Consider the following 25,294-nt stretch of genomic DNA (forward strand, 5'->3'; position numbering starts at 1 on the left):
CCAACTACTCAACGGCGAAACCGAACCACCACCAGAGCCCTCTAGACAAATGGTGTTAGCTCTATGATTTTGCTTGAAAATGTCCTGTGGGACAGCAGTGGGTCAGACTCGTTAAACCCTGTCGGCCGCACTCGCAGGCGCCTTCGTACCAACGCGGCCGAAAGGCAATAAGGTTCGCGACGTTTTCGGAAAAAAAGAGTCTGACCGACTTTGACTCCCGGCGCCGCGGCGCGTTGCTGATGCCAAAATCATGGTGTTTGGGATGCCCGCCAGGCTGCCGGCGTTTTACATGGGTGTGCCGACGACGAATCCTGGTGTAAAAAACAGTTGAACGCCGTCATCCTGAGGAGCCCCACATGAAGCGCGGTTTACGTCTGGCCAGCTATGGCGTGTTTGCGGTTTCCCTGTGGCTGACCGCCCTCCCGGCCGCGGCCGGCGATCCAGATTCCCTGGCGCCGACGGCCCGCTGGAGCGTCTATACTTCCGGCCGCGCCGCCATGCCGCCCATGGGCTGGAGTTCGTGGAACGCGTTCGGCACCGATGTGACCGAGGCGCGCGTTCTCGATTCCGCTACTACGATTGTGGCCAGCGGCCTGGCCGCCAAGGGCTACCTCTATATCAATATCGACGATGGCTGGTGGCTGAAGCGTCGCCAGAGCGACGGCCGCATGCAGGTACGCACGGCGATCTTTCCGTCCGCTGCCACCGGTGGACCCGACGAGTCGAGTTTCAAGCCGTTTACCGACCAGATTCACCGCATGGGCCTGAAAGCCGGGATCTATTCGGATCTCGGCCGCAATTCGTGTTCCCAGGCCTATGGCGGGCCCGGCACCCCGAACCTGCCCGAAGGCACCGTCGCCGAGCGCCAGGTCGGGCTGTATGGCCATACCGAAAAGGACATCAAGCTCTACTTCCACGACTGGGGTTTCGACTTTATCAAGGTCGATGGCTGCGGCGTCCGGGCGTTCGGGCCCGACTCCGGGAAGGTCACGAGCGGGCAGTACCAGAGCTTAGGGCCCATTATCGACTTCCAGTCGGTCAACCGCACCGATGTCGCGCAAGTCAAGGCCCTTTACACGGAGGTTGCCGACAGTTTGAAGCGCTACAATCCCGACGGCGACTATGTCTTCTCCATTTGCGCCTGGGGTTCTGCGGATGTGCGATCCTGGGCCAAGAACGTCGGCAACCTGTCGCGGACCAGCGATGATATCACGCCAAGCTGGGGGCGAATGCTGACCAATTTCGACAGCGCCGCGACGCGGGCTCTGTATGCCCATCCGGGAAGCTGGAACGATCCCGACATGCTGTTCATTGGCCACGGCGACTTCGACGAGCACCATCTGACCGAGGCAAGGTCTCACTTTGCGCTGTGGGCCATGATCAGCGCGCCGCTGATCATCGGCTATGACCTGCGCAAGGCGCCGCCGGAACTGATGGAGATCTTCGGCAACAGCGATCTGATCGCCATCAACCAGGATCCGTCCGGCAACCAGGCTGTCCTGGCCCATGAGACAGATGACGTTCAGATCTTCGTCAAAACCCGTGGCGATGACCCGGCGCACAAGGCCGTCGCGATTTTCAACCGCGGCACCGCCCCACAAGAGGTCGTCCTGACCACCGACCACCTGAAATATTCTGCAGCCGCCGATGTCCAGCTTAAGGACCTGTGGACCCAGGCGGCGCTGCCTGCCTTCAAGGGCGAGGTCAAGCTGCGGGTTGAGCCGCGCCAGACCCTGATCTTCGACGCTCGCGGCACGCGTGCGCTGGAGGGCGGCACCTATCTCTCGGAAACTCCGGGACGCGTCAATCCGGCCGTCGATGGCGTCGTGACACCGCAGGCCGATCCGTTCATCCATCGCGCCGTCAGTCCCTGGGCCGGCACCCGCGGACGCGGCGATCTGCCGATGTATGCCGGCTGGGGCGGCGCCCAGGCCGATGCCACACCTTACGGCCGAAACCTGCAGATTGCCGGCAAGCCATATGCCAGCGGCCTGGGCGTCCTCGCCAATTCGCGGTTGGAAGTCCGGCTCAAGGGCGAGCGGCGCTTTACCGCCAGCGTCGGCGTCGACGACTCGACGCTCGATACGACAACGCCAGTGATATTTTCTGTTTTCGGCGACGGGAAACTGCTTGTCCAGTCGCAGCCTCTGCGCTTCGGCTCGGCGCCCGAACAGCTGACGGCCGAGGTAACGGGTTACAACATTCTGGAACTGGTTGCGCGCAGCACCGCGCCCGGCAACGCGGAACGCACCATCGTCACCTGGGGCAATGCGGCCCTGCTGAACTGAAAGGCGCTGGAAGTCGACCCGGCGCTGAGTGAAAATGTAAGTGAAAATGGGGTCAGACTGTTAAAGCCTGTCGGCGCACTCGCAGGCTCCTTTGTCCCAACGCGGCCGAAAAGCAGGAAGGTTCGCGACGTTTTCGGAGAAAAAGGAGTCTGACCCCTATTCGGCTGTTAACCGGGCGGGTTCCATAATCGAGTGCAACAGGCAATCTAGCTTCGAATATGCTATGGCCTCCAGACAATTCACGTTCGCCGAGGATTTCCGCATGATCACCTCCCGTAGACACCTGCTCGCAGCCGGCGCCGCGGCGTCCATGACGCTGGCTGTATCGGCCACCCCGGGGCGCACTTCGAATGCGGCACGATTTTCGCTCGCCTACGCCCCCCATGAAGGCAGCTTCGCCAGCCGGGGCGATGTCCTCGAGCAGATTGCCTTTGCCGCCGACCAGGGCTTCACGGCCTGGGAGGACAATAAGGCGCGTGACCGTCCAATCGCGCAGCAGGCGCAGATGGCGAAAGCTCTGGCCCAGCGGAACATGAAAATGGGCGTGTTCGTCGCCAGCATGCCCAAATGGGGGCAATCACGCCCCTGGCTCGGCAGCGACGACGGCAGCGAACGCGAGAGCTTCCTGGCCGACATAGCTGCGTCGGTCGAGGTGGCCAAACGTCTCGCTGCGAGCTGTATCACCGTGGTACCCGGCTTTTTGGCCCCCAGGATACCGCTCGATATCCAGACCGCGCGCATTATCGACCTTATGCGTCGCGCCGGCGACATCGTGGCGCCCCACAATCTGGTTCTGGTGATGGAGCCCTTGAATACGCTGACCGACCATCCCGGCGTCTACCTGCAAACCATCGCCCAGGGTTTTGCCGTGGCGCGCGGGGTCAACAGCCCGTCCGTCAAGATCCTTGCCGACCTCTATCACGCCCAGATTCAGGCCGGAAACCTGATCCCGACCCTTGAGGCCTGCTGGAGCGAGATCGCCTATCTTCAGTTCGGGGACAATCCGGGCCGCAAGGAACCGACCTCGGGCGAGATCAACTATGCAGCCATCGTCAGATGGCTGCGCGCCCGCAGCTTCACCGGGGTCATCGGCATGGAACACGGAAACTCTTTGCCCGGACGTGAAGGCGAAGACCGCGTGGTGGCGGCCTATCGCGAAATCGACCGGGTTTAACGACCTCGGAAACCTACAGAGGTCAGAGATAGAGCCTCCTCAGAGGATATCAGGCAGGACCCCCTTTTCCCAAAAAGGCGGTCACAAGGCCACGCCGGGACCAATGGGCGAAAGCCTTCAACTATTAGAGATTTTATAACCTTTTCAAAAAATTACCCAATCCAGTCGATCGCGCCAAAAGGGCGGCCAATGCGTGTCGATACATCCTGGCACGTTAAGGCCGATCTTGCGGCTTATACCAACCCACTTTGACCTTGACATTCTTTCCGCAAGGGGACCCCTCCGTCTCGAGCCTCGCCGGCAGGCAGCTCTACGATCTTCGATCTCCGCTTGCTCGCCATGGCACGGGCCACCCCGCTCCCCATCGAAGGGATGGGGAGGAGAAAAGAAGAATATGTTCAATGGCTTCTTCTCCTCCCCATTTCAAATGGGGAGGTGCCGAGCAAGCGAGCCCAAAGGGCGAAGCGCGTCGAGGCGGAGGGGTCTACCTAATGTCGAGGTGTCAATCTTTTCGTTAATAGGTATTACACCAAGCCTCATAAAGAATGACGCTTCGTGTTCGCTTTTTTTCAGCTCAAGCACCGGACTAGGCGCCCCCCATGGCTCCTCGCATAAGCTCGGGCGCCCCAGAAACGTACACTGGCGCGCTTGCCAACCCACGATGAGTCAAGATTTTCGCGGGTTAGTATTACGACCTTGGCATTTTGTCGATCATCTGCTGCGAACTGGCATCGCCCGCCGCAAGGGCACGCCGGTACCAGTTCAGCGCCTGGGTCAGATCGCGCGGTACGCCCTGCCCCTGTTCATACATGGACCCCACGATACGCGCGCCATCGGCATCACCCAGTTCGGCAGCGCGCAAGTACAGGGCAAATGCCCTGGCCTTATCGACAGGCACGCCAACGCCCTGGCTGTGAAGCGCTGCGAGGGCCAGGAGCCCCGGACGGTGATTGGCCGCTGCGCCCCGTTCCAGCCACTGATGCGCCTTGACCAGATCACGCTGAACGCCCAGGCCTTCGCTGTAACGTCGCCCGGTCTCCGTCATGCCCGCCGCGCCGCCAGCCTCGGCAGATTTGAGAAACCAGCCGAAGGCCGCTTTTTCGTCGCGCGCCACGGGCTCGGTTCCGCTGGCATACATCACCCCCAGCCAGCCCATGGCATCGGGATCGCCCCGTGTCGCCAGATCGCTCAGCAAGGCGAAGGCACCGACCGTATCGCGTGGGCCACCTTCGCCGCGCAGCATCATATCTCCGAGAGCCGCGCCGGCGCGCAAAAGCCCCTTGTCTGAGGCCTTGCGGAAGTAGGTTCGTGCCCGTGCGCCATCGGCCGGGACCATGCCACCGTCACGGTACATCCAACCCATCCCCTCGAGGGCCTGCGGGTCGCCCTTGTTGGCCGCCAGCTCCAGCCAGGTCCTGGCCCTGGTAATGTCGCGCGGCACGGTGTCGCCCGTCGCATACAGGCTGGCCAAGCCGTTCATCGCCGGGACATAGCCCGCCTGTGCCGCCTGTTCGTACAGGGCTACGCCCTTGGCGACATCGAGCGTAACACCCTGGCCGTTGAGATAGAGCCAGGCCAACTGCGTCTGCCCGCGTGGATCGCCCTGAGCAGCGGCCAGGCTGTTGAGCCGGAAGCTTTCGACAAGGTCCTTGCGTTCCCAGGCCGCATTCGCCTGTTCGGCCAGGGACAGGCTGGCCGCTGCCGGTGCCCCCAGACGCTCCAGGGCCTTGATCGACAAATCGTAGCCGGCACGGGCTGCCTGGCTGTACCAGGCGATGGCCTGGGCTATGTCCCTGGCGACGGCACTGCCACTCTCGTACATGGCGCCGATATTGTGCGTCGCCCCCGGATGGCCAAGCGCCGCAGCCTTGCGGTACCAGGTCAGGGCCGCGACTTCGTCCCTGGCGACGCCGTTACCAAAATAGTAGGACCGGCCGACATCATTGATGCCCGCCGCAAAACCCTGGGCAGCACTTTTCCGGTACCAGGTCAGTGCCTGCCCGGGGTCTTTGGTGACACCTTCGCCGGCCTCGTACATATACCCCAGGTCATCCTGTGCTTGCGCGTTACCCCTGGCGGCCAGGTCCTGATAGATGGGCAGGGCGGCAGCATATTTTTTCGCGTCATACAGATCTTTGGCCTGTTTCAGGCGGACTTCGTCGCTGTCGGCGACCGGCGCCGTGGTCCTCAGCCGGGATTGCGCGATCAGTTTGAAGGTACCGGGAAAGGTGCCGTTTGCCACCTTGGTCAAGTAGTCGCTGTACAGGGCCGGGTCGTTGCTATCTGACATGCTGGTCCAATAGGCCAGCTCCGCCTGCGCCGACAGGTCAGCGGGCTTGACTGACTCAGCGCCCGCAACGGGGCTGGCAGCGAGGACGGCCATGGCCGCTGTTGTGACGATCCACCTGCGCATCCGGTTCTCCTCAAGGTCTGGGCCAGCCATAATAGCTGAGGCTGGGCACGAGGCAAGCCGTTACCCTCCAGCAGCGATGCCGCGCCGGCTATCACCTGAAACGCCCTTCCCTCCCCGGCCCGGATTGGCCGGGGAGGTCCCCTCAACGACATCGCTCACCCGATAATTGCAGGCGATGTCCCAGGCGGAGCCCCCCTCCGCCTGGCTCCTAACCCTTCACGCAGACAACCTGGCGAAGGGTGTGGACGATCTCGACGTGGTCGGCCTGGGCGGCCATCACGGCGTCGATGTCCTTGTAGGCCGCCGGCGTCTCATCGATGACGTCGACGTCCTTGCGGCATTCCACACCCTGCGTTGCCTTGATGTGGTCTTCCACGGTGAAGCGGCGCCTGGCCTCGGCGCGCGACATGGCCCGCCCGGCGCCGTGCGAGCACGAACACAGGGCTTCGGCCGCCGCCTGGCCATCGATCCCGCGCACGATGAACGACCTGGCGCCCATCGAACCCGGAATGATGCCCAGCGTCTCCGGCGTGATGCGCACGGCGCCCTTGCGGGTCACCAGCACGTCCGAACCGAAGTGCCGTTCCTGCGCCACGTAGTTGTGGTGGCAGTTCACGGCCTCGCAGTCGCAGGTGAAGCGCTTGGGCACCGATACCGACAGCGCCTCGAGAGCCGCCGTCATCATCAGTTCCCGGTTGGTCCGGGCAAAGCGCTGGGCCCACGATACGGCGCCCATATAGTCGCCGAACAACTCCGACCCCTGGGGCAGGTAGGCCAGGTCCTCGTCGGGCAGGTTGATGAACCAGCGCTTCATCTCGTGCTTGGCGCGCTCGATGAAGTAGGAGCCGATCCGGTTGCCGATGCCGCGCGAACCCGAGTGCAGCATGATCCACACCGCCTGGTTTTCATCGAGGCAGACCTCGACGAAGTGGTTGCCGGTACCGAGCGTGCCCAGGTGGTTCGGCGCCCGCGCCGCCGCCTGGCCGATCTTCGGGTGCTTGTCGATGATCTTTTGCAGCTCACCGTGCAGCCCCGAAAACGCGTCGTCGGACGCCTGCGACGGCGTGCCGAAGGCGCCGCGGTCATTGGCCCCGCCGTTGTCGGTCCGGCCGTGCGGGATGCGCGCCTCAATCTCTGAACGCAGCCCCGCCAGGTTGTCCGGCAGGTCCGAAGCGGTCAGGGTGGTGCGCACCGCCATCATGCCGCAGCCCAGGTCGACCCCGACCGCCGCCGGGATGACCGCGCCCCTGGTCGGGATGACCGAACCGATGGTCGCGCCCATGCCCCAGTGGACGTCGGGCATGATGGCGACGTGCTTGTGGATGAACGGCATGGCGGCGATGTTATCCAGTTGCTTGCGCGCCTGGTCTTCGACGGCGACACCGTCGATCCACGCCTTGATCAAGCCCCCACGGGCGCCTTGAAACACTTGCATTTTTATTCTCCTGTGTTGCGTGTGTTGCGTGTTTCGGAAACGAAAAAGCCCTTCCGACCGGGGGTCGAAAGGGCTGCGAAGCTTTTGAAGGGAGAGAGGCCGGTTAGGGTCTTCGATCTCCTGTCAAAACGCGCGCAGCCATAAGCGGATCCTGTTCCAGGGTCCGGCTATAGGGGTTCATGGTGTGTGCGCGTTTTGTCATAATGCGTGGCTGTATGGCTCAAGGCCTGCCGCCAGGTCAAGGGGGAGTGGTTGCAGATGCAACAGGTGTGGTATTCAGGTCAATGCCCAGCCCGTTGCTACAGTCCGTCAACCGCCTTTTCGAGCGGTGTCGAGTCTAAGGTTCGGGCAAGCCAGTCCAGGCACAGAACGATCGCTGCTACCATATAGACGGCCAAGAACCGTCGCATGAGGAGTCGGGGCCGGGCAACGATAAAGGTCAGAACGGGCGACAGAAGCACGATCGCGAAGGACAGAACGAACATGGGTTGATCCGCCGGCAGTTCGGACGTCACCAGCTTTTGCGAAAGGTGCCCGAAGGCTGTCGACAGGGAACCTATCATTATTGGCAGATAAAGCAGCAAGGCAATCACCCGCTCGCGCTTGACGGACTGCGTCGTTTCATCGGTCGCAGGGGCTATGACTGACCACGGGTAGCGAATCGAACTGGCGACGAGGCCAAAGTGAAAGACCAGGAGGGTCAGAGCGAAGCCGAGAATGGAGGGTATTTCAATATGTAAGAAGCGAAATACTTCAACCCAGAGATAGGAGGTGAGTTCAATCCAATTGTCGACGATGAATCTAGCAAAACGAGCCAGAGTAAGGAACGGACTTAAAGAGCCGATCAGGTTCACAGCAAGGCCGACAATCCCGACAACCGCCAACCCGTCTCGCCCGACGACGGCCAATACGCGCGTCAACGCCGACACTTTAGAGGTGGGTTCTTTTTTCGACACGCCGCGCCCCCTGCTTGTCCACCATTACGTTCGCAGTTTTAACTTGTTACAGTCAGCCTAACAAGACATATTAACGTTTCGTCTGGGGCTCGGAGGGGGTGATGGACAGCTATTTTTGGTTCGGGCTTCTCGGTCTAGCCATACTTTACATTGTTGTCCGTTTCATCGTACTTGAGATTGCCACGATAACACTCAGGCGGATACGGCCACTGCAGGCCTGGTTCAGGTCCCTGAATGCCGCAGGGCGCCTACAAAAAGAGAAGCGATCGCCCGAGGTTTATGGCGACCTCATTCGCCGGTCTGGCAAGGCGGCCGAAACGCTGATTGGGCGTGGCTTCTATCGGTTTCTGACGTTTGCCTTGCTGGCAACAGCACTAATTTTTCTGGCGACCTTGCCGATCCGGAGCCTGCAGACGGCAAAGCCGGAGTACGATGCATACCGCACCCGATTGGCCACCCTCAAGACAGAAGCCAATGGCCCCCCGGGCCTGTGCCTCTTGGAGAACAGCATGGCGCAGGTCGAACGTAAACTCGGCCGATCGCTTTTCAAAGTTCCACCGAACTTCTCTCCCTATCCCTTTGACGAGCGGCATAACGCTCAGAGTGAGGCTTTCCTATTCGGCGAACCCGCGGCTCTTTACACCCTTGAAATGATGGCGGGAAACAAGCTTACAGAGGATGTCAAGGACATACCGGCTGGCCTGCTAACCAACGCAAGTCTGGGGGCGACCATCCGGGCCGGCATCAAGGACGGAAAGCTAACCTATCCGCTTGCGAAGTTTGTTGATCGTGCGCCAGAAAACTATGCCTTCAGGAACGAAGCCGTCGCCTGGTGTGGCGGAGCACTCGAACGCGAACCCGAACTGTTCAAGCCGGTTAGACCCCTTCACGAGTATAGCGCCATTTATTCGCGGACACTCGACGATTTGATTGGGTTCCTTGACGATCGGGAGGTCCAGGACGCCTACTATTTCCACAAGGAGCGGCAAGCGCTGTCACAGTTCGGCTTTTCCCTGTTTCAGGCATTCATCAGCGCACTCTTGCTTTGGGGATCGGCAAAATTCGCTATTGCTATGACTCGACTACCTATTCGGCGCTTTTGGACCTTGGTCAGCGGTGCCGGCCTGACCGCCAGCCTTGTGTCATTCTCATTTTTCATCGTGACGCTGTCATCCCTGGGAACATCCGCGGTCGGCAGTTTGGGCCCCTATGTGCTTTGGAACCTTTCCGCCAACGTTTCCAACTCAACGACAGAAGCGACCTATCGCAGACACGCTACCAATGTCATAGACAAGGCTGCGCGGATCAAAATTCGTCTTTGCCAGCAGATCGGTGACAAATCGCCACTCACGAATCTCTGTGATGGATTCCAAGCCTATCTCGCCCCCTGGAACCCGGTCGATGGCTCGTTTGACCTTTCGGTCATGATACCCCAAAAAACCTATTTATCGGACAAGGCGCAAAATAACAAACTAACCCGAATGATTGATGGATCGATGCTTAGCATGGCTTCGACCTACAATACCTTCTCCGAGTCTCAAAAAGCGAATGACATTGACCTGGGTGTCTGGCGAGGCGCAAACGTCACAACAACTGCGTTGATCATCATCTCGCCACTTATCCTTCTGGCCCTGCTGGCACTTGTTCTGATCCCTGTCATCGAACTGCGATGGACCGTGGTCAAACGGGTTGACCGGATTGTAAAGCCTTAGCGAGTGACAAAAAGGCTGACAAAACGACAGTAATGCCAGGCCTCATAAAAAATGACTCTTGGTATTCGCATTTTTTCAGCTCAAGGGCCGCCGTAGGGGCGGCCCCGATGGCTGCTCGCAAAAGCTCAGTCGGCCTTGCCAAGCCGCGGTGTGTCAGGAATTTCGCGGGTTGGCATAAGGCGACCGCTCCCCCCTTCCGTAGCGGGATCTGTTTTGATGGAATCAAAATCACGCTCTTTTTTTTGTTTTGGCGAGCCATTTTTCCGAAACGTCGCGGCCACTTTATCGGATTAAGCCCCAGGGGATAAGCGGAACGACGAGCCTGAGGGCAATGGTCAGCTTGTCTGGCCAAGTCTTCGACAGAAAAAGCCCCTCACCCGATCGCCCGCGCTTCGCTCGGCTCTCGTCCTCTACCCGTAAACGGGGAGAAGGAAAAAAAGGCGCCTACTTCGCCATAAACTGGTCGACGTTTGACGGAATAATCACCTGGTACGGCACCCAGTCGTATAGCTGGGCATATTCCTTGTTGGCGAACTTGACCGCGTCGACCATGGTCTGCTCGGCCTGGGCCTCGGCATTCTGCAGCACCGACATGGTCATCCAGCCTGACTTCACCGCATCCAGCGCAAAGGTCGTGCCATCAACGCCGCCGATAGCGACCTGCCCCGGCTTGTAACCACGCGTCTGCAGCGCGGCGATGGCGCCCAGGGCCATTTCGTCATTATTGGCGGCGATGGCATTGATTACCTTGCCCTCGTCCAGCCACTGGCCGATCAGGGCTTCAGCCTGCTCCCGCTTCCAGTTGCCAGTCGCCTCGGCGACGACCTTCAGGTTCGGCTTGCTGGCCAGGATTTCCTTGACGCCGATAGTACGGTCGCGGGCAGCCGGGTGGCCCTCCTCGCCGCGCAGGATAACGACATTGCCGGCATCGCCGATCTGGCGCGACAGCAGCCGCATCTGAAGCCGGCCGGCAACCAGGTCGTTGGAGGCGACGATGGCCACCTTGCCCTCGAAACGCTCGATGGGCGGCAGGCGGTTGAAGAAGATCAGCGGTACACCGGCCTTGGCGGTCTCGGCCATGGCGGTCCTGGCCGCGTCCCCGTTGACCGACAGCACCACGACCACATCCGCCTTGTCGGCAATGGCCTTGCGGACCTGACCGATCTGGGTGTCGGCATTGTTGTTGGCGCTTTCGACCGTCAGATCGACATCGGGTCGCGACTGGGCGGCGGCCACTATAGAGCTCTTGAGAATACCGACGAAGGTGTCATCCGAGCGCGCCATCGAGACGTAGATCTTGTGCTTGGCCAGGGCGGGCGTTGCCGCCAGCATCAGGGCGGCAACGGCAATCAGGGTACGCTTTTTCATGAACCGGTTCCCCAATATTATGCGGCGCGAACGCGCGCCAGGAATTTGTCGACTTCGCCCTTGAGTATGTCCGACTGACGCGACAGGGCCTTGGCGGCGCCCAGCACCTGGGTGGCGCCGGCGCTCGACTCCTGGGCGGCCAGGGTAACGCTGTTGATGTTTGCGGTCACTTCCGAGGTGTTTTGCGACACTTCGTGAATGTTGCGGGCGATTTCGGCCGTGGTCTGTTCCTGCTGGCTGACCGCATCGGCAATGGCCGAAGCGATGGCATTGACCTCACCGATAGTGTCCTCGATGCCCGAGATCTCACCGACCGCCTGCTGGGTCGAGGCCTGCATCTTGGCGATAGAGACGCCGATGGTGGTCGTCGAGGTGGCGGTCTGGTTGGCCAGGCCCTTCACTTCCGAGGCGACGACGGCGAAACCCTTGCCGGCTTCACCGGCGCGGGCGGCTTCGATGGTGGCGTTCAGCGCCAGCAGATTGGTCTGCTGGGCGATGGCGTTGATGATGCTGACTACCGACTCGACCTGGGCGGCGTCGCCGGACAGGGCGTCCATGCTGCCGCGGGTGCGGCCGGCCTGCTGTGCAGCATTGTTAGCGATATCAGCTGAGCGGGCGACTTCGCCGCCGACCTGGCGGGCGGAGGCGGCCAGTTCTTCGATGGCGGCGGCGACCGAGCGGACATTGTCAGCGGCCTGACGGGCACCGATTTCGACGGCCGAGGACTGGACGCTGGTCTCTTCGGCGGCGGCCGACAGGGTCTGGGCCGAGGCCTGCAGTTCGGACGCCGCGCTGGAGACGGCGCGGACGATGTCACCGACGGCGTTTTCGAATTCGTCGGCCAGCTTGACCACCTCGACCTTGCGCTGGTGCTGCATGTCGACTTCGAGGGCGGCCTGCTGATTGCGCAGGTCTTCGGCCTCAATCAGCTTTTCCTTAAATATCTTCATCGCCGAGGCCATGCCGCCGATTTCGTCGCGACGGCCCGTGTCGGGGATGGCGACATGGATGTCGTGATTGGCCAGGCGCAGCATGACCTGGGTCATCCGCGAGATCGGGCGCGAAATGCCGGCGGTCAGGGCCAGGCCGACCAGGACGCAGAACACGGCCAGTGACCCCAGCGCAATCATGATCCACATCCGGGCAGATTCATTGACTTTTTGCGCGGCCGCCGTCGCGGCGGCAGCCTTGGCCTGGCGGTAGTCCTGAATCCTGCGCACCGCGGTGTAAAAGGTCTCACGCTCCTTCGACAGGTCGTTCATCAACACGTCCTGGGCCATATCGGGCAAGCCGGCCTGGTCGAGGTCGGCGACCTCCTCCTGGACGGCCAGGAAATGCTGCCAGGCGCCGCGCAGCGAGGCCGCCAGTTGGGCTTCCTCATCGCCGGTCACCATCAGGCTGTAGTCGCTCCACGACTTGGAAAATTCGTTGCGCGTCGTCCTGGCTTCGGCGGTATAGGCTTCACGCTCGGCGCCTGTGGCATTGTGCTCGAGGAACGAAAGGACGCTCAGGGTCTGGCTGGTCCGGGCCAGGTCGCCCAGGGTGGTTACAGCCTTGAGTTCGACGGCCAGGCGGTTGCCGATGGCCGACACCTCGTTGAGCTTCCAGATGGCGAAGGCGCCGGTCGCGACCGACAGCACCATGAGGACCCCAAAAGCAATGGTAATCTTTCCACGGATCGAGAAAACTAACTTCCCAAGCATGTCTGAAGCTCTCCTGATATTCGGCTCAGTTTCGTCGGGACGCTAGCGCGACAAGTCATAATTTTGGATTAACCATAGGGAAGGTTAGCCCTCACAATTCGAGGCTTGCCGTTCTGCTCAGGCGTTTCGTTCCCCCTTGCTTCATGGCCGCCGCGTGCGCTACCCATGGGTGATGAACGTCCTCACTATAGCGAGATGGCTTTTGGTAGAATCGCCATCTCGCTCTAAGTTTTTGTCTTGTCGCGCAATTTGTCCGAAAAGTGCGTCACACTTTATCGGATTGCGCTCTAACGCCCACGATTCCTGGCGGTCACAGTCGTTGCCAAAGCCTGACACGGGCCGGTGCTGATGAGGATGCGCAACGCCGTCGCCCGTCCCCGTATGACCGACGCCGCGCTCGTGGCGAAGACCGCATGACCACAGCCGTCATCCTGGCTGGCGGTCAGGGTCGCCGGATGGGCGGCAACAAGCCCTTTTTTGCGCAGGGATCCTCCACGCTGATCGAGGCGGTGATCGCCCGGCTGCAGCCCCAGGCATCGGCGCTGTATATCAATGCCAGCCATCACCTGCTGGCGGATTTCGAAACCCTGGGTCTGCCCATGGTGATGGACGATCAGGATTTTGCCGGTCTCGGCCCACTGAGCGGCGTGTTGACGGCGCTGGAACTGGCGGCCGCGCGCAACGAAGACACCGTGGTGACGATGCCGTGCGATATGCCCGACCTGCCGCTGGACCTGGTGGCGCAACTGGTCGCGGCGCCGCCGACCGATGTCGTCTGTTTCTCTGGCCGCAGTGAGTATCCGCTGTGTGCCTTGTGGCGCACGACGGTGACGCAAACACTGAGGTCGCAGCTGGGACAAAATCGCGAGCGCGGTGGCCTGGCGGTCTGGCGGTTCCTGGAACAGGTTCAGGTGTGCAAGATTATCACCACCGACGATGCGGCTTTTGCCAACATTAATACGCCGCATCCCAGGGCGGGATGATCCGCGTATCAACGGCTGCCGTAATTCTTACGCTTGATCGGAGCGGTCGAAAAGGCGACGCTGGCTAACCGGATCAGGCCCTCATCATTATATTCCAGGGTTTCGGCGACGATGTGGCTGGATTGGTTGCGATAGACCAGGGTGTGGCCCTGGCTGCCGATGCAGTTGGCGACCGGCTCGAACTTCAGGTTGGGAACGCGCGGCAGGGTGGTCGTAACATAGTGATAGAGGGCCTGGATATCGGTCAGGACGCCACGCTCCGACAGTCCCAGTTTCGCCACGAACGGCGAGATGAACACGACGTTTTCGGCGTAGAGCTCGCAGATGTTCTGTGCGTCACGCGAATTCCACGCGGCATACCATTCGTGAGCTTTTTGTTCGTAGTCGATGACCATGTATGCGCGCCTTTGCGGGAATGTTTACGTGAGGGGGCGAGGTAAAACAGGGACGCGCCTTTTTGCTTTATACCAAGCGTCATAAAGAATGACTCTTGATATTCGCATTTTTTCAGCTCAAACGCCGGAATAGGCCCCCCCCTGGCTCCTCGCAAAAGCTCGGGCGGCCAGAAACGTACGCTGGCGGCCTTGCCAACCCACGGTGTGTCAAGAATTACGCGGGTTGGTGTTAAGCCGCCTTGGCCTTGCCGGCGGCATTGTCCTTCTCGCGGAAGCGTTTCTTCATGCCGCCGACCCAGCCGGTGAAGGTATCGGTCGCCGTTGCCGCCGAAGCAAAATCCTTGGCGCTGACGTCACCGCCGTCCAGCGGCGCCAGGGCCACCCGCAGCGCGTCGGGCGCCGCCGCCTTATCGATAAACTTGCCCCATCGGCCCGAAAGCCGCGTCAGACCCGCCTGATCCTTCAGCTGACTGTAGGCAATCCCCGCCCGGATCAGCCGGCTTTCGTCGCCCGGCGCCAACGGCGCGTCGCCCTTGAAGCGGTCGCCCAGACGGCGTTCCAGCACCGCAGCCGCCTTGGCCCAGTTCTGCTGGCGCCAATAGATGTCGGCGCGGACGTCATCACCATCTGGGGAAGCGTCATTGCCCAGCACATCCAGCGCCTTGTCCGGCTCGTTCAACTCGGTCAGGGCACGCGACTCCATCACCCGGCGTTCGGAGAGGACCGACTTGGGCAACAGGGTGGTACGGGTGTTCCACAGGGTCTGCAAGGCCTTTTGCGGGTTGCGGTCCATCAGGTAGATGGCCGCCAGATCGGTTGCCACGGATGACTTGGCCACGCCGTCCAGGCGCTCATTGACCTGGTGTTCCAGCAGGTCGGCCGCCTGGTCCAGCAGGTCGACATCGACCAGCCGGCGGACCAGGCGGCGCACGATTTCGTCGCCGTCGGCACCCTGGGGCGTCAGATCCTGGAAGTCGTAGAACAGGCCCAGTGCCTCCACCGGCTGCAGGCCATCGGCCATGCCGCCCAGGAAGAGTGAGCGGAAGGTCTGGTTCAGCGAGGCATGGATCTTCAGGCCTTCGGGGGTATTGATGAAACTTTGGCCGCCGCTGCGCAGCACCTGCATAGCCTCGCGGTAGTGCCCCATGGACAGGTAGATCTGGCCCATACTGCCGACAATTTCGAGCTCAGTGGCATCGCCGCGCCAGCGAAACCGCAAGCTGTCCAGCGTCGCCAGGGTGTCTTCCGGCTTGGCCTGCTTCAGTTCGAAGGCCAGCATGGCGGCACGGACCTGGGCCGGCGTGGCGATGCCGGGGTCGGACGCCTTGGCCACCGCGCGGTAGACCTTAAGCGCGCGTTTCTTGTCGCCCGACGCTTCGATAATCTGGGCATTGACCAGATAGGTCGCAAGCTTGTCGAGGGGCGGAACATCCTGCGACACGGCGTAGCGGATCATCACCTCCGCTGTGTCCTTGTCCTTTTGTTGCATGGCAGCGTAGGCGTAGGCGGCCCCCAGCCTGGCGCGCCATTGGGGGGGGAAGGCATCCATCGCCTTTGCCCCCGCCTTGAACGCCTTGACAGCATCGGCATAGTTGCCAGCCTTGTAATCGGCATAGCCCTGCCACAGGCGGGCGGCCGGATCGATCAGCATCTGCGGCGCCGACAAGTCACCGGCAGCGTCGGTATAGCGCCCGGACAGCATCTTGGCAGCAACGCGAAGACCGCGGACCTGAGGATCGAGCAGGGCCGACGGACTCTGGCGCACCAGCATGTCCAAAAGCCCCTGGGCCTCATAGGTCATGCCCTGCCCAACCAGGAAACGCGCCATCGCCAGGCGCGCCTTGGAAGGTGCCGTCGCGCCGTCCTGCGCCTCATCGGCAGCCCGGGCCTGCAGAGCGTTATAGCGGGCGAGGAAGCCTTCCGAAGGTGTTTCAGACCACTCGGCATTGGTGAGAGAAGGATAGCGCGCAGCACGGTATTCAAGTCCGCCGTCCTTAGGGGCGCCCGCCGCTGATGCCGCCGAAAGGGTCAGCCCGCCCGGACGCCAGATATGGACCAGGTCGCCGGACAGCTCAACCTTTACGTCCGGGGTCATTTGGGTAACGACGAGGCCCTGAGCCGTCGACGCCAGCGAGGCCTCGATCATGGTGCGACCGGCCGACAGGGATTTGATCGGGGCGCGTGCCGTAATCACCGCCATGCGGTCGCCGACACCGGGATCGCGAATCCAGGCGACGCGCGTGGCGCCCGCCATGGTCACACTCAGGCTGCCGGCCCCGGCCGAGTCGTCGCGCGTGATAACGACTTCGGAAGACCGCGTTGCCAGGCTGCGGCCACCCAGGCGAACGCGCCATGTCAGGCCATCACCCGCAGCCGTAACCAGAGCCACGCCAGGCGCCTTAAGCCGCAAGGCGGTGAAGCCGTCATTGCGCGTCCATTGTGCCTCCTGGACGGTCATTCCATCCTTCAGTTCCGGTGGCAGACGCAGATCGACTTCGGAATCGAAGACCACCCAGACGGAATCGCCGCGGCGAAAGACAGCGGCAGCCACCGGGCCTTCGAACGGGAAGGCGATATCCTTGGCGCCATCGACACTCTCTACCTGCAACGCCACCAGGGGGACGTTTGCGGCCTTGCTGATATTGGCTTGATTTGGCGTCTGGCCAGTGGCGGGAGCACCGTCTTTCCCGGCCAGCCTGGTCAGTTCCTGGAGGTTGACGCCCAGAACCTTGGTATCGGGTTTGGGGTCGACATCGAACTGAACGTAGACCGCGCCGTCCGAGCGGCCGAAGCGGGCGTCGTAGCCATCGGCGACCTTGAGCACGATTTCGCTGGCGCGGTTGTCGCTGCGCAGATCGACGCCGGTAACGCCGACGGGGGGACGCGCGCGGATATCACCGAGGTCGGGCTTCTGCTGGCCCGGCAAACGGATAACGACCTGGTCCTTGTCGCGTCGGACCGACGCGCGCGAACCGATCGAGCCGTAGATTTCGACCCGTCCGGACTTGGCGTTGCGACCGACGCGAATATCGATGGCCGACCTTGGCGCCACGGAGTCAATGGGCGTGGGATCGCCGACGGCCAGTCCGGCCAGGCCGAAACTGGCCATGGCGACCAGGGCGGCGGTCGTCTTCATCGCCGTGCCAAAGCTTAAGGGTTTGGCGGGGGCACGTTCGCTCTGGCTGAGCAGATCGCGCGCACGGTCAACCTCACGCTTGAGGCGTGACGATTGGGCAGCGGAAGAGGGTGGGCGCAGGCGACTCATGGCCGGTTAACTTTGGCTAATGAGGGTTTAATCAAGGTTAATGGACTGTGAGATTGGGAAGAAGAAAGTTAAAACCCCTACCCCTTCTTCTCCGGCGTCGCGGCGGGCTTTGCTGCCTGTTGCGGCGCGGCGGCTGCCGGTGCGGTCGACGGTGCGGTCGCCTGGGGACCATTGGCCGTCGCCTTGTTCAGCTTTTGTTGCAAGCCATCAGCGGCGCTCATCCGGCGCGACAGCTTTTGCGTCAGGTCCCTGGCCGCGTCGGGCGGCATGGCGCCGAGGATCCCCGCCAGGGCGCGGTCCTTCATCTTGGCTGCGATCGGCAGGCGGACATCGTCATCCATCGTCGCGAAGACTGCCGCCGCATCCTTGGGCTTCATCGCCGAATAGACGGCCACCAGACGGTTGGCGTCGTCTTCGCCCACCTTGGTCGCCTGGTCGAGCAGACCCTGGATCTGGCCCTTCAAATCTGTCAGTTGGCGAATGCGATTGTCGAGCTTGGCGTCCGCCGTATTGACAAGTTGCTCGCGCGCGTTGAGGGCGGCCTCGCGTTGGTCCAGTTCCTTGCGCCTTGTGCCCAGGCTGGACAGGATCTTCAACTCGTTGGGGGACATGCCGGCCTCGGCGGCCAGCTGATTGACCGAAGTGGCACAGACCGGCGCCGCCGGCACGGCCGCGGCCGCGTCGCTGGCAGCGGCATCTGCCGTCAGCAGCGAGGTGTAGCTTTCGGTGGGATCGTCGGTCGTCTTTGGCTCTGCTTTCGCTTCGGCTTTCTTCGCCTTCGCAGCGTCCGCCTTCGGCTCGTCCGTCTTCACCACGTCGGCAGCGAAGGCGCTGGCCTGGCTCAAGATGTCAGGCATGACCTCCAGGCTGGTCAGGGCCTTGAGGGCCAGGACGCCGCCCACGGCGACGAAAACGATAGGCAGGAGACGGGGCATCGCCATGGGGCTTACTCTACTTCAGGCTGGAGTCGGGACCGAACAGGTCGTCCTCGAGGGAAAGGGGCTGGCGTTTGGGCAGGGTCAGGGTGCGGATCATCTCATTAAGATTGGCCACCACCAGTTCCGACATCTGCACCTTGTCGAGGATCTCGGTTTCATCCTCGGGCATTTGTTCAGGCAACCGCGACACATAACCTTTGAGATGGGTCGATGCCTCCGGTCGCACCGCTCGTCCGGATGCGCCGGCGTTTCGGGGCGTCGGCAGGGGATCATCCTCACGCACCACATCGCGGTCAAACGGGCCGCGGCGAGCGCTTACCCCCGGGTCGCGCTGTGGCGCCGGCGTAACGACATTGCGCAGCATCAGGGCGGGATCGTCGAAGTCCTTGCGCCGCGACACCGGAGCCTGCATCTGCATCAGCCGGGCGGCTTCGGCGGCCTCGATGCCGCGGTCGAGTTCGCGGCCGGCCTTATCGGCGCGGCTGACCTGAACGTCCAGCTTCTGCAGCAGGTCGCGCGCGGCCAATATCCGCCCGTGCAGCAATTCCTGGCTGTCGTCGGCATGGCCGCGCAGTTCCTTCAGCGAACTGTGGGCACGGATGGCGGCGTCGTCCAGTTCCCCCACCGCCCTGGCAAAACCCTCATGGGCAGCACGCAGGGCTTTCAGCTTCTTGTCGAGGCGCACGCCGAACCACAGGGCGGCGATCAGCAGCCCCATGAGCACAACGTCCATAATGATGTTGGTCATCGACACGAGGCGCTTTACCCTACCCTTTCTACTTTTTCTTGATCTGTGTAAGCCTGCGCTTGGTTGTCGAGGCCAGGGGCGAATCCACCCGCACGGCGATCGAATGTCCCTTGCGGCCCATCCGCCCCGTGGTCAGGGGAATCTGGCCACAGCGCAGCTGCACCGGAGAATCAGCCTGTGCATTCAGCACGATCGTTTCCCCGACCTTTAAATTCAAGACCCGCGACAGTGGTACCTGCTGTTCATCGAGCACGGCGCGCACCTCCATCTGGGTTGTCCACAGTTCCGTGGCCAGGTGGCTCTCCCAGATATTGTCGCGGCCGAACTTCTCACCCATGAATTGCTGCAGCAGCATCTTGCGGATCGGTTCCAGGGTCGCATAGGGCAGCAGCAGCTCGATGCGGCCGCCGCGGTCTTCCATGTCGATGCGCAGCTTGACGAGGATGGCGGCATTGGCCGGCCGGGCGATAGCGGCGAAGCGTGGGTTGGTCTCAAGGCGATCGAGGTTGAAATTGACCGCCGTCAGGGGCTCGAAGGCCTGGCGCGCGTCGTTCAGCACGACCTCGACCATGCGCTGAACCAGGACGCGCTCGATTGTGGTGTAGGGCCGGCCTTCGATACGCAGGGCCGCCGTGCCACGACGGCCACCCAGCAGAACGTCGACGATCGAATAGATCAGGTTGGAGTCGACCGTCAGCAGGCCGTAATTGTCCAGCTCCTCGGCGCGGAACACAGCCAGTATGGCCGGAAGGGGGATCGAGTTGAGATAGTCGCCGAAGCGGATCGATGAGATGTTGTCGAGTGAGACTTCGACGTTGTCGGAGGTAAAGTTGCGCAGAGATGTCGTCATCAGGCGGACCAGCCGGTCGAAAACGATTTCCAGCATCGGCAGGCGTTCATAGGACACCATGGCCGAGTTGATGATCGCCCGGATGCCCGAGCGTTCGTTATAGTCGTCTTCCGAGAGGTCGAAGCCGAGCAGGCTGTCGATTTCATCCTGGTTGAGGATGCGTTCGGCGCCGGCGGGCATGTTGAAGCGCTCGCCCATCGAGCCACCACCGCCGACCATGGCCTCCCATTCGGCAGCCAGATCGCCGCCATCCGCCGTCACGCCCGCGGTTGCGGCACTGGCCTCAGCGGCGAGTTCCGCCTCCCACTGCGCCATCATGGCTTCCTGATCGACGTCTCCCGTCATGTGATCAGCATCTGCTCGATCAGCACCGCATTGATCTTATGCGGTTGCAGCACCAGGTTGATCCGGCGTAGTATCTCCAGGCGCAGCTGCTGATTGCCGGCCGAACCCTTGAGATCTTCCGGACGCAGCTCACGAATAAAACCCTGCAGGATGTCGTTGACGCGCGGCAGGTTTTCCTGCACAGCCGTCGCCGTTTCCTCGTCGGGGCATTCGAAGGTCAGTTTCAGCTTGAGAAAGGCTGAGCGGCCTTCGGCCGACTGGATGTTGGCGACTGTATCGGGCAGGGTCAGGTAGGTGGTGCCGTCGGGACCTTCGGACACGACCGGCTGGGTCTTGGGGTCGACCTTGGCCTCGCCCTTGCCGTGGCCGCCACCGTGACCGCCCTTCTCTTCCTTTTTCTTTTCCTTCTTTTTCTCCCCGTGCTCGCCGGCCTTGGCTTCGCCATGGGCGCCAGCCTCGCCGTGCGCGCCATCGGCCGGCGGCTTGGGCGCCAGGAACATAAAGTAGGCCCCGGCGCCGCCGCCGCCGAGAAGAAGCACAGCGCCGCCGGCAATGGCGATCAGCATGATCGGCAAGCCTTTTTTCTTGGGCTTGTCGGCGCCATCGCCCTCCCCGCCATCGACGGGTGGCTCTTCTTTCTTTTTTTCCTTTTTGGCCAAAGGACTCACCTGACGCAGAAAAATGGACGCAGCTATGGCGCCGTACATCCCGCGACTATCGCCCCACTTGGTTAACGATCCGTTTGCCAGCAGGGTGAACGCGGCATTTATTGCCGACTGCTGTGGATAGTTTTGCAGCAGGGAAAGGCGCAGTTTTGTTGATTTTCAAGGCTTTATCCAGGGGGGCTGCGGCTGGCACGGCGATTGCAATGGTTAAAACACGTCGTTAACGCGCCGCCGAAGGCACTTTCGTTAACCGCTTGATCCCCGAATTGCACCGGAAAGGACCGCGTCATGGATAATGCCAGTTATATCGCCCTGTCGCGGCAGCTGACGCTTCGGCGCGAGCTCGACATCACGGCCAACAACATGGCCAATATGAACACCAATGGCTACAAGTTCGAGCAACTTCTGGTCCATCAGGAATATGGCGCCCCGGCCTACAATTCGCCGATCCGCACCCCGGCCAATTTTGCCTATGACAACGAGGTCGGCCGCGACTTTTCCCAGGGCACCTTTGCGCAGACCGGCGCGCCGCTCGACTTCGCGATCGACGGCGAAGGTGTCTTCTTCACGGTTCAGACCCCCCAGGGTGACGCCTATACCCGCGACGGCGCCTTTACCATGAGCGCTGAAGGCATGCTGATGACGCAGGATGGTCGCCCCGTACTGGGCGACGGCGGGCCGATCACCCTGGACCCGAAGAAGGGCCGGCCGTCTGTCTCCGAAGACGGCATTATCACCCAGGATTCCCAGGGCCAGACCGAAAGGGTCGGCAAGCTCAGCATGGTTCGCATCGCCGATTTGGGCGACCTGACAAAGGCAGGTGACGGCACCTACACGTTGGCGTCCAACGCCACGCCCGTGCCGGCGACCGATGCCCGTGTGCGCCAGGGTTTCCTGGAAGCGTCCAACGTCAATCCGATGATCGAAGTCACCAAGCTGATCGAAATCAACCGCGCCTACACGTCCCTCGCCGGGATTGTTCAGCAACAGCATGAGTTAAACAAGTCCGCCGTCGAACGGCTGGGCCGCGTAACCTAAGGACCAAGAGACCATGAGAGCGCTCCGTACCGCCACGACCGGCATGTCTGCCCAGCAGCTCAATGTCGAAGTCATCTCCAACAATATCGCCAACATGAATACGGTCGGCTTCAAGAAGCAGCGCGCCGAGTTCCAGGACCTGCTCTATCAGAACATCGAGCGCATGGGTGCCCAGTCGTCGGACGCCGGCACGGTCGTGCCGACCGGCATCCAGGTCGGCGCCGGCGTCAAGGCCGGGTCGGTCTACCGCATCATGCAACAGGGCAGCTTGACCCTGACCCAGAACCAGTACGACGTCGCCATCGAGGGCAAGGGTTACTTCCAGATCCAGATGCCGTCGGGCGAAACCGCCTATAGCCGCGCCGGCAACTTTTCGGTCGACGACCAGGGTCGGCTGGTGACCGAAGACGGCTACCTGGTCCAGCCCAGCGTCGTCATCCCGCAGGACGCCATTGACGTCACCATCTCCAAGTCCGGCCAGGTCCAGGTGACGCAACAGGGCCAGGCGGCGCCGACCAATGTCGGGGAAATCCAACTGGCGACCTTCTTCAACGAAGCCGGCCTGGACGCGATCGGCGACAACCTGTTCCTCGAAAGCGGCGCTTCGGGTGCGCCCAATATCTCGACACCCGGCGATGTCGGTTTCGGCACCCTGCTGCAAGGCTATACCGAAGCGTCGAACGTCGATGCGGTCGGTGAAATCACCGCCCTGATCGTGGCGCAACGGGCCTACGAGATGAACTCCAAGGTCATCACCACCGCCGACCAGATGCTGCAGACGGCCAGCCAGATCGCCAGAGGTTAAGTAGATGAAAACCCTGTTTCTGCTGGCCCTTCTCGCTGCCGCAGCGATCCCCGCCGCAACGCATGCCGCCACGCCATTGGTGCTCAAGCCGTCGGTCAGCGACGGCGACGGTCGTATTACGCTCGGCGATCTGTTCGACAATGCCGGTCAGGCTTCCGCGATCGAAGTCGGGAGTCGCCAGGGGCAGACTGCGGTGCTCGACGCCGGCGTGGTCCAGGCGATCGCGGCGCGCAACGGCGCTTACTGGGATAATCCACGCGGCCTGCGCCGCATCATCGTCACTGCCGGCCTGGACGGCGCAGCCGCAGCCGTCATACCTGCGCCAGGCTCTGCCCCGCCCGCCGTGGCTGTCGCTCCGCGCAACGCCGCCGTACGCCGCGGCGAGGCGGTGGCGGTGACCTGGAGCTCGGGCACACTGTCGCTGACCATGACCGGTGTGGCGCAAAAAGATGCCGCTGTCGGCGACCTGATCCAGATCCAGAACCCGGCATCAAAGAAGATGGTCGACGCCGTTGTGATCGGCTCGGGCCAGGCTGTCTCAGGCCCCAATGCCCTGCAAACCCGCCATCTCCTCCTGTCATCGCGTTGAGTGTGCCATTATGAAGAAGCTTTCCCTCCCCGGCCTCGCGCTCACTGGCCTCGCGCTCACTGGCCTCGCCCTCACAGCGCTTTCCCTGACCGCCTGCGGCACGGTGTCCGAAGCCGTCAAGGGACCGGAAATGACCGCCATGGGCTATCCGGTGGCGATAATCCCGCAGCAGCAGATGGTGGTCCAGCCGGCCCCGGCCTCGTCCAACTCGCTGTGGCGGATCGGTGCGCGCACCTTCTTCAATGACCAGCGCGCCCGCCAGGTCGGCGATATCCTGACGATCCAGGTCGATATCGACGACAGTGCGCAAACCCAGACCACGACCGACCGGTCGCGCACCAATTCCTACGCGGCGTCGACGCCCGGTATTTTCGGTATCGAATCGTCGCTGGGGAAAATTTTGCCGGCTGAGTACGACCCCGCCCGCGCCCTAGGTGCCGACGGCAGCTCGAGCTTCTCGGGTGCCGGTTCGGTGCAGAGGTCGGAAAAAATTTCCGTTACCATCGCCGCCACCGTGTCGGGTGTCATGCGCAACGGCAATCTGGTCATCCAGGGCCACCAGGAGGTCCGCACCGGACGTGAGATCCGCGTGTTGCAGGTGTCGGGCATTGTCCGGCCGGAAGATATTTCTTCGACCAACACCATCAAACACACCCAGTTGGCCGAGGCACGCATATCCTACGGCGGCCGCGGCGACATCACCAATATGCAGCAGGCGCCGGTGACCCAGAACCTGATGGACAAGTTCAGTCCATTTTAGGGCTCAGGCGCCGCAGGGCTCCTCGCCTTCGCTCGGGCGGGCAGTCGCCCTTACCAACGGCATTGATGCCGTTGGGCTGGCGGTTCTGGCGACCGCCAGCTTATCTTCCTTCAGCGTAGTAAGACTACCGCGCCAATAGTGGGCTAACCTCTGGCTTTAGAGCGGGATGAGTTTTGGTGGAATCAGAACCCCGCTCAAACTTTTTGTTTTGTCGCGCAATTTTTCCAAAAACGGGGACACCCGTGCGGTGGCGTCCAGTTTATCGGATTGCGTTCTAAGAAAAAAGGCCGGCGGTTTCCCGCCGACCTTTCTTCGTTTGTCGTTCAGCCTTGTCCTATTCGAAGATGAGGTTGGCCTTGGTGATGGTGACGGCGGTGTCGAAGACGATGGTGGCTGTGATGCCGCCACTGCCGGTGCCGTTTGAGTCCCAGACCAGGGTGTTGGTCGTGGTGTTGTAGATGAACTGACCACCGGTGCCGACCGCCGTGCCATTGGCATTGCTGGTGAAGGTGGTGTTAGCCAGGGTGGTGGTGAAGTCCGATGCCGCGAAGGCCAACAGGTCGATGCCGACCTGGAAGTCCATGATGCGGTCGCTGCCGCCGCCCGACCTGGCGAAGACGAAGGTGTCAGCATCGGCGCCCCCGGTCAGGATGTCGTTGCCGGTGCCACCGGTGAGGCGGTCCATGCCGGCGCCGCCCGTGAGATTGTCGCCGCCAACACCGCCGATGACGGTGTCGTTGCCGGCGCCGCCGTCGATGGTGTCGTTACCCGCGTCGCCGTCCAGGCTGTTATTGCCTGTATTGCCGGTCAGGATGTTGCTGACGCCGTTGCCGGTGCCGTTGATATTGCCCGAACCTTCCAGGG

General features: G+C 62.0%; 19 protein-coding genes and 1 pseudogene. 8 read left to right on the plus strand and 12 right to left on the minus strand.

Annotated features, from left to right (window positions below; all coding sequences use genetic code 11):
* The first annotated feature begins 356 nt into the window (after positions 1-356).
* Positions 357-2,288, plus strand: coding sequence for an NPCBM/NEW2 domain-containing protein (locus ABAC402_RS38310; protein ID WP_023451243.1), 1,932 nt, complete (start codon positions 357-359; stop codon positions 2,286-2,288).
* Between the two features lie 262 nt (positions 2,289-2,550).
* Positions 2,551-3,462, plus strand: a complete 912-nt coding sequence (locus tag ABAC402_RS38315) for a hydroxypyruvate isomerase family protein (protein ID WP_031236096.1) — start codon at positions 2,551-2,553, stop codon at positions 3,460-3,462.
* A gap of 688 nt (positions 3,463-4,150) precedes the next feature.
* On the opposite strand, the gene ABAC402_RS38320 is transcribed toward ABAC402_RS38315, so the two are convergent.
* The 3 genes from ABAC402_RS38320 to ABAC402_RS38330 form a co-directional block, all read right to left on the minus strand.
* On the minus strand, positions 4,151-5,875 hold the full coding sequence (locus ABAC402_RS38320; protein WP_023451245.1) for a tetratricopeptide repeat protein: 1,725 nt from the start codon (positions 5,873-5,875) through the stop codon (positions 4,151-4,153).
* Between the two features lie 208 nt (positions 5,876-6,083).
* Positions 6,084-7,310, minus strand: a complete 1,227-nt coding sequence (locus ABAC402_RS38325) for an RtcB family protein (RefSeq protein WP_023451246.1) — start codon at positions 7,308-7,310, stop codon at positions 6,084-6,086.
* A 299-nt stretch (positions 7,311-7,609) separates the two neighbouring features.
* Positions 7,610-8,266 carry a hypothetical protein gene (locus ABAC402_RS38330; protein ID WP_155847495.1) on the minus strand — a complete coding sequence of 219 codons (657 nt, stop codon included), beginning with the start codon at positions 8,264-8,266 and terminating at the stop codon, positions 7,610-7,612.
* Between the two features lie 101 nt (positions 8,267-8,367).
* Between ABAC402_RS38330 and ABAC402_RS38335 the strand changes: the two genes are divergently transcribed.
* The gene (locus ABAC402_RS38335) at positions 8,368-9,978 is read left to right on the plus strand and encodes a hypothetical protein (RefSeq protein WP_023451248.1); all 1,611 of its coding nucleotides are present in this window, start codon (positions 8,368-8,370) and stop codon (positions 9,976-9,978) included.
* A gap of 444 nt (positions 9,979-10,422) precedes the next feature.
* On the opposite strand, the gene ABAC402_RS38340 is transcribed toward ABAC402_RS38335, so the two are convergent.
* Both ABAC402_RS38340 and ABAC402_RS38345 read right to left on the minus strand, forming a co-directional pair.
* Positions 10,423-11,346, minus strand: a complete 924-nt coding sequence (locus ABAC402_RS38340; protein WP_023451249.1) for a substrate-binding domain-containing protein — start codon at positions 11,344-11,346, stop codon at positions 10,423-10,425.
* 17 nt (positions 11,347-11,363) lie between these two features.
* A complete protein-coding gene (locus ABAC402_RS38345) occupies positions 11,364-13,049 on the minus strand; it encodes a methyl-accepting chemotaxis protein (protein ID WP_031236097.1) in 1,686 nt (561 codons plus the stop codon).
* A 413-nt stretch (positions 13,050-13,462) separates the two neighbouring features.
* On the opposite strand from ABAC402_RS38345, the gene ABAC402_RS39565 reads away from it, so the two are divergent.
* Positions 13,463-14,032 carry a molybdenum cofactor guanylyltransferase gene (locus ABAC402_RS39565; RefSeq protein WP_023451251.1) on the plus strand — a complete coding sequence of 190 codons (570 nt, stop codon included), beginning with the start codon at positions 13,463-13,465 and terminating at the stop codon, positions 14,030-14,032.
* 8 nt (positions 14,033-14,040) lie between these two features.
* Here ABAC402_RS39565 and ABAC402_RS38355 read toward each other — a convergent pair whose 3' ends face one another.
* The 6 genes from ABAC402_RS38355 to ABAC402_RS38380 all read right to left on the minus strand — a co-directional run bounded on the left by ABAC402_RS38355 (position 14,041) and on the right by ABAC402_RS38380 (position 21,232).
* Entirely contained in the window at positions 14,041-14,427 is a 387-nt protein-coding gene (locus ABAC402_RS38355; RefSeq protein WP_023451252.1) for a nuclear transport factor 2 family protein, read from the minus strand.
* A 229-nt stretch (positions 14,428-14,656) separates the two neighbouring features.
* Positions 14,657-17,692: a tetratricopeptide repeat protein gene (locus tag ABAC402_RS38360; RefSeq protein WP_023451253.1), complete on the minus strand. Its 3,036-nt coding sequence runs from the start codon at positions 17,690-17,692 to the stop codon at positions 14,657-14,659.
* 77 nt (positions 17,693-17,769) lie between these two features.
* Positions 17,770-18,633, minus strand: a complete 864-nt coding sequence (locus ABAC402_RS38365; RefSeq protein WP_023451254.1) for a MotE family protein — start codon at positions 18,631-18,633, stop codon at positions 17,770-17,772.
* Between the two features lie 10 nt (positions 18,634-18,643).
* On the minus strand, positions 18,644-19,378 hold the full coding sequence (locus ABAC402_RS39570) for a DUF6468 domain-containing protein (RefSeq protein ID WP_023451255.1): 735 nt from the start codon (positions 19,376-19,378) through the stop codon (positions 18,644-18,646).
* A gap of 28 nt (positions 19,379-19,406) precedes the next feature.
* The gene (gene fliM, locus ABAC402_RS38375) at positions 19,407-20,447 is read right to left on the minus strand and encodes a flagellar motor switch protein FliM (RefSeq protein ID WP_369751415.1); all 1,041 of its coding nucleotides are present in this window, start codon (positions 20,445-20,447) and stop codon (positions 19,407-19,409) included.
* Between the two features lie 122 nt (positions 20,448-20,569).
* Positions 20,570-21,232 (minus strand): flagellar basal body-associated FliL family protein, encoded by a 663-nt coding sequence (locus ABAC402_RS38380; protein ID WP_031236101.1) that lies wholly within the window; start codon positions 21,230-21,232, stop codon positions 20,570-20,572.
* A gap of 294 nt (positions 21,233-21,526) precedes the next feature.
* On the opposite strand from ABAC402_RS38380, the gene flgF reads away from it, so the two are divergent.
* The 4 genes from flgF to flgH are packed head-to-tail and all read left to right on the plus strand — an operon-like array spanning position 21,527 to position 24,430.
* Positions 21,527-22,276, plus strand: coding sequence for a flagellar basal-body rod protein FlgF (flgF, locus tag ABAC402_RS38385; RefSeq protein ID WP_023451258.1), 750 nt, complete (start codon positions 21,527-21,529; stop codon positions 22,274-22,276).
* A gap of 13 nt (positions 22,277-22,289) precedes the next feature.
* Positions 22,290-23,081 (plus strand): flagellar basal-body rod protein FlgG, encoded by a 792-nt coding sequence (gene flgG, locus ABAC402_RS38390; protein WP_031236102.1) that lies wholly within the window; start codon positions 22,290-22,292, stop codon positions 23,079-23,081.
* Between the two features lie 4 nt (positions 23,082-23,085).
* Positions 23,086-23,670, plus strand: a complete 585-nt coding sequence (flgA, locus tag ABAC402_RS38395) for a flagellar basal body P-ring formation chaperone FlgA (protein WP_023451260.1) — start codon at positions 23,086-23,088, stop codon at positions 23,668-23,670.
* 10 nt (positions 23,671-23,680) lie between these two features.
* Complete coding sequence (gene flgH / locus ABAC402_RS38400) at positions 23,681-24,430, plus strand: flagellar basal body L-ring protein FlgH (RefSeq protein ID WP_031236103.1); 750 nt, start codon at positions 23,681-23,683, stop codon at positions 24,428-24,430.
* Between the two features lie 334 nt (positions 24,431-24,764).
* Here the strand turns inward: flgH and ABAC402_RS0120995 are convergent.
* A pseudogene (locus ABAC402_RS0120995) lies at positions 24,765-25,294 on the minus strand (calcium-binding protein); the annotation flags it as partial.

Source organism: Asticcacaulis sp. AC402 (assembly GCF_000495835.1).
GTDB lineage: Bacteria > Pseudomonadota > Alphaproteobacteria > Caulobacterales > Caulobacteraceae > Asticcacaulis.

Coding starts and splice junctions, on each gene's coding strand:
- ABAC402_RS38310 (WP_023451243.1), top strand. CDS start 357: ATGAAGCGCGGTTTACGTCTGGCCAGCTATGGCGTGTTTGCGGTTTCC.
- ABAC402_RS38315 (WP_031236096.1), top strand. CDS start 2,551: ATGATCACCTCCCGTAGACACCTGCTCGCAGCCGGCGCCGCGGCGTCC.
- ABAC402_RS38320 (WP_023451245.1), bottom strand. CDS start 5,875: ATGCGCAGGTGGATCGTCACAACAGCGGCCATGGCCGTCCTCGCTGCC.
- ABAC402_RS38325 (WP_023451246.1), bottom strand. CDS start 7,310: ATGCAAGTGTTTCAAGGCGCCCGTGGGGGCTTGATCAAGGCGTGGATC.
- ABAC402_RS38335 (WP_023451248.1), top strand. CDS start 8,368: ATGGACAGCTATTTTTGGTTCGGGCTTCTCGGTCTAGCCATACTTTAC.
- ABAC402_RS38340 (WP_023451249.1), bottom strand. CDS start 11,346: ATGAAAAAGCGTACCCTGATTGCCGTTGCCGCCCTGATGCTGGCGGCA.
- ABAC402_RS38345 (WP_031236097.1), bottom strand. CDS start 13,049: ATGCTTGGGAAGTTAGTTTTCTCGATCCGTGGAAAGATTACCATTGCT.
- ABAC402_RS39565 (WP_023451251.1), top strand. CDS start 13,463: ATGACCACAGCCGTCATCCTGGCTGGCGGTCAGGGTCGCCGGATGGGC.
- ABAC402_RS38355 (WP_023451252.1), bottom strand. CDS start 14,427: ATGGTCATCGACTACGAACAAAAAGCTCACGAATGGTATGCCGCGTGG.
- ABAC402_RS38360 (WP_023451253.1), bottom strand. CDS start 17,692: ATGAGTCGCCTGCGCCCACCCTCTTCCGCTGCCCAATCGTCACGCCTC.
- ABAC402_RS38365 (WP_023451254.1), bottom strand. CDS start 18,633: ATGGCGATGCCCCGTCTCCTGCCTATCGTTTTCGTCGCCGTGGGCGGC.
- ABAC402_RS39570 (WP_023451255.1), bottom strand. CDS start 19,378: ATGACCAACATCATTATGGACGTTGTGCTCATGGGGCTGCTGATCGCC.
- fliM (WP_369751415.1), bottom strand. CDS start 20,447: ATGGTCGGCGGTGGTGGCTCGATGGGCGAGCGCTTCAACATGCCCGCC.
- flgF (WP_023451258.1), top strand. CDS start 21,527: ATGGATAATGCCAGTTATATCGCCCTGTCGCGGCAGCTGACGCTTCGG.
- flgG (WP_031236102.1), top strand. CDS start 22,290: ATGAGAGCGCTCCGTACCGCCACGACCGGCATGTCTGCCCAGCAGCTC.
- flgA (WP_023451260.1), top strand. CDS start 23,086: ATGAAAACCCTGTTTCTGCTGGCCCTTCTCGCTGCCGCAGCGATCCCC.
- flgH (WP_031236103.1), top strand. CDS start 23,681: ATGAAGAAGCTTTCCCTCCCCGGCCTCGCGCTCACTGGCCTCGCGCTC.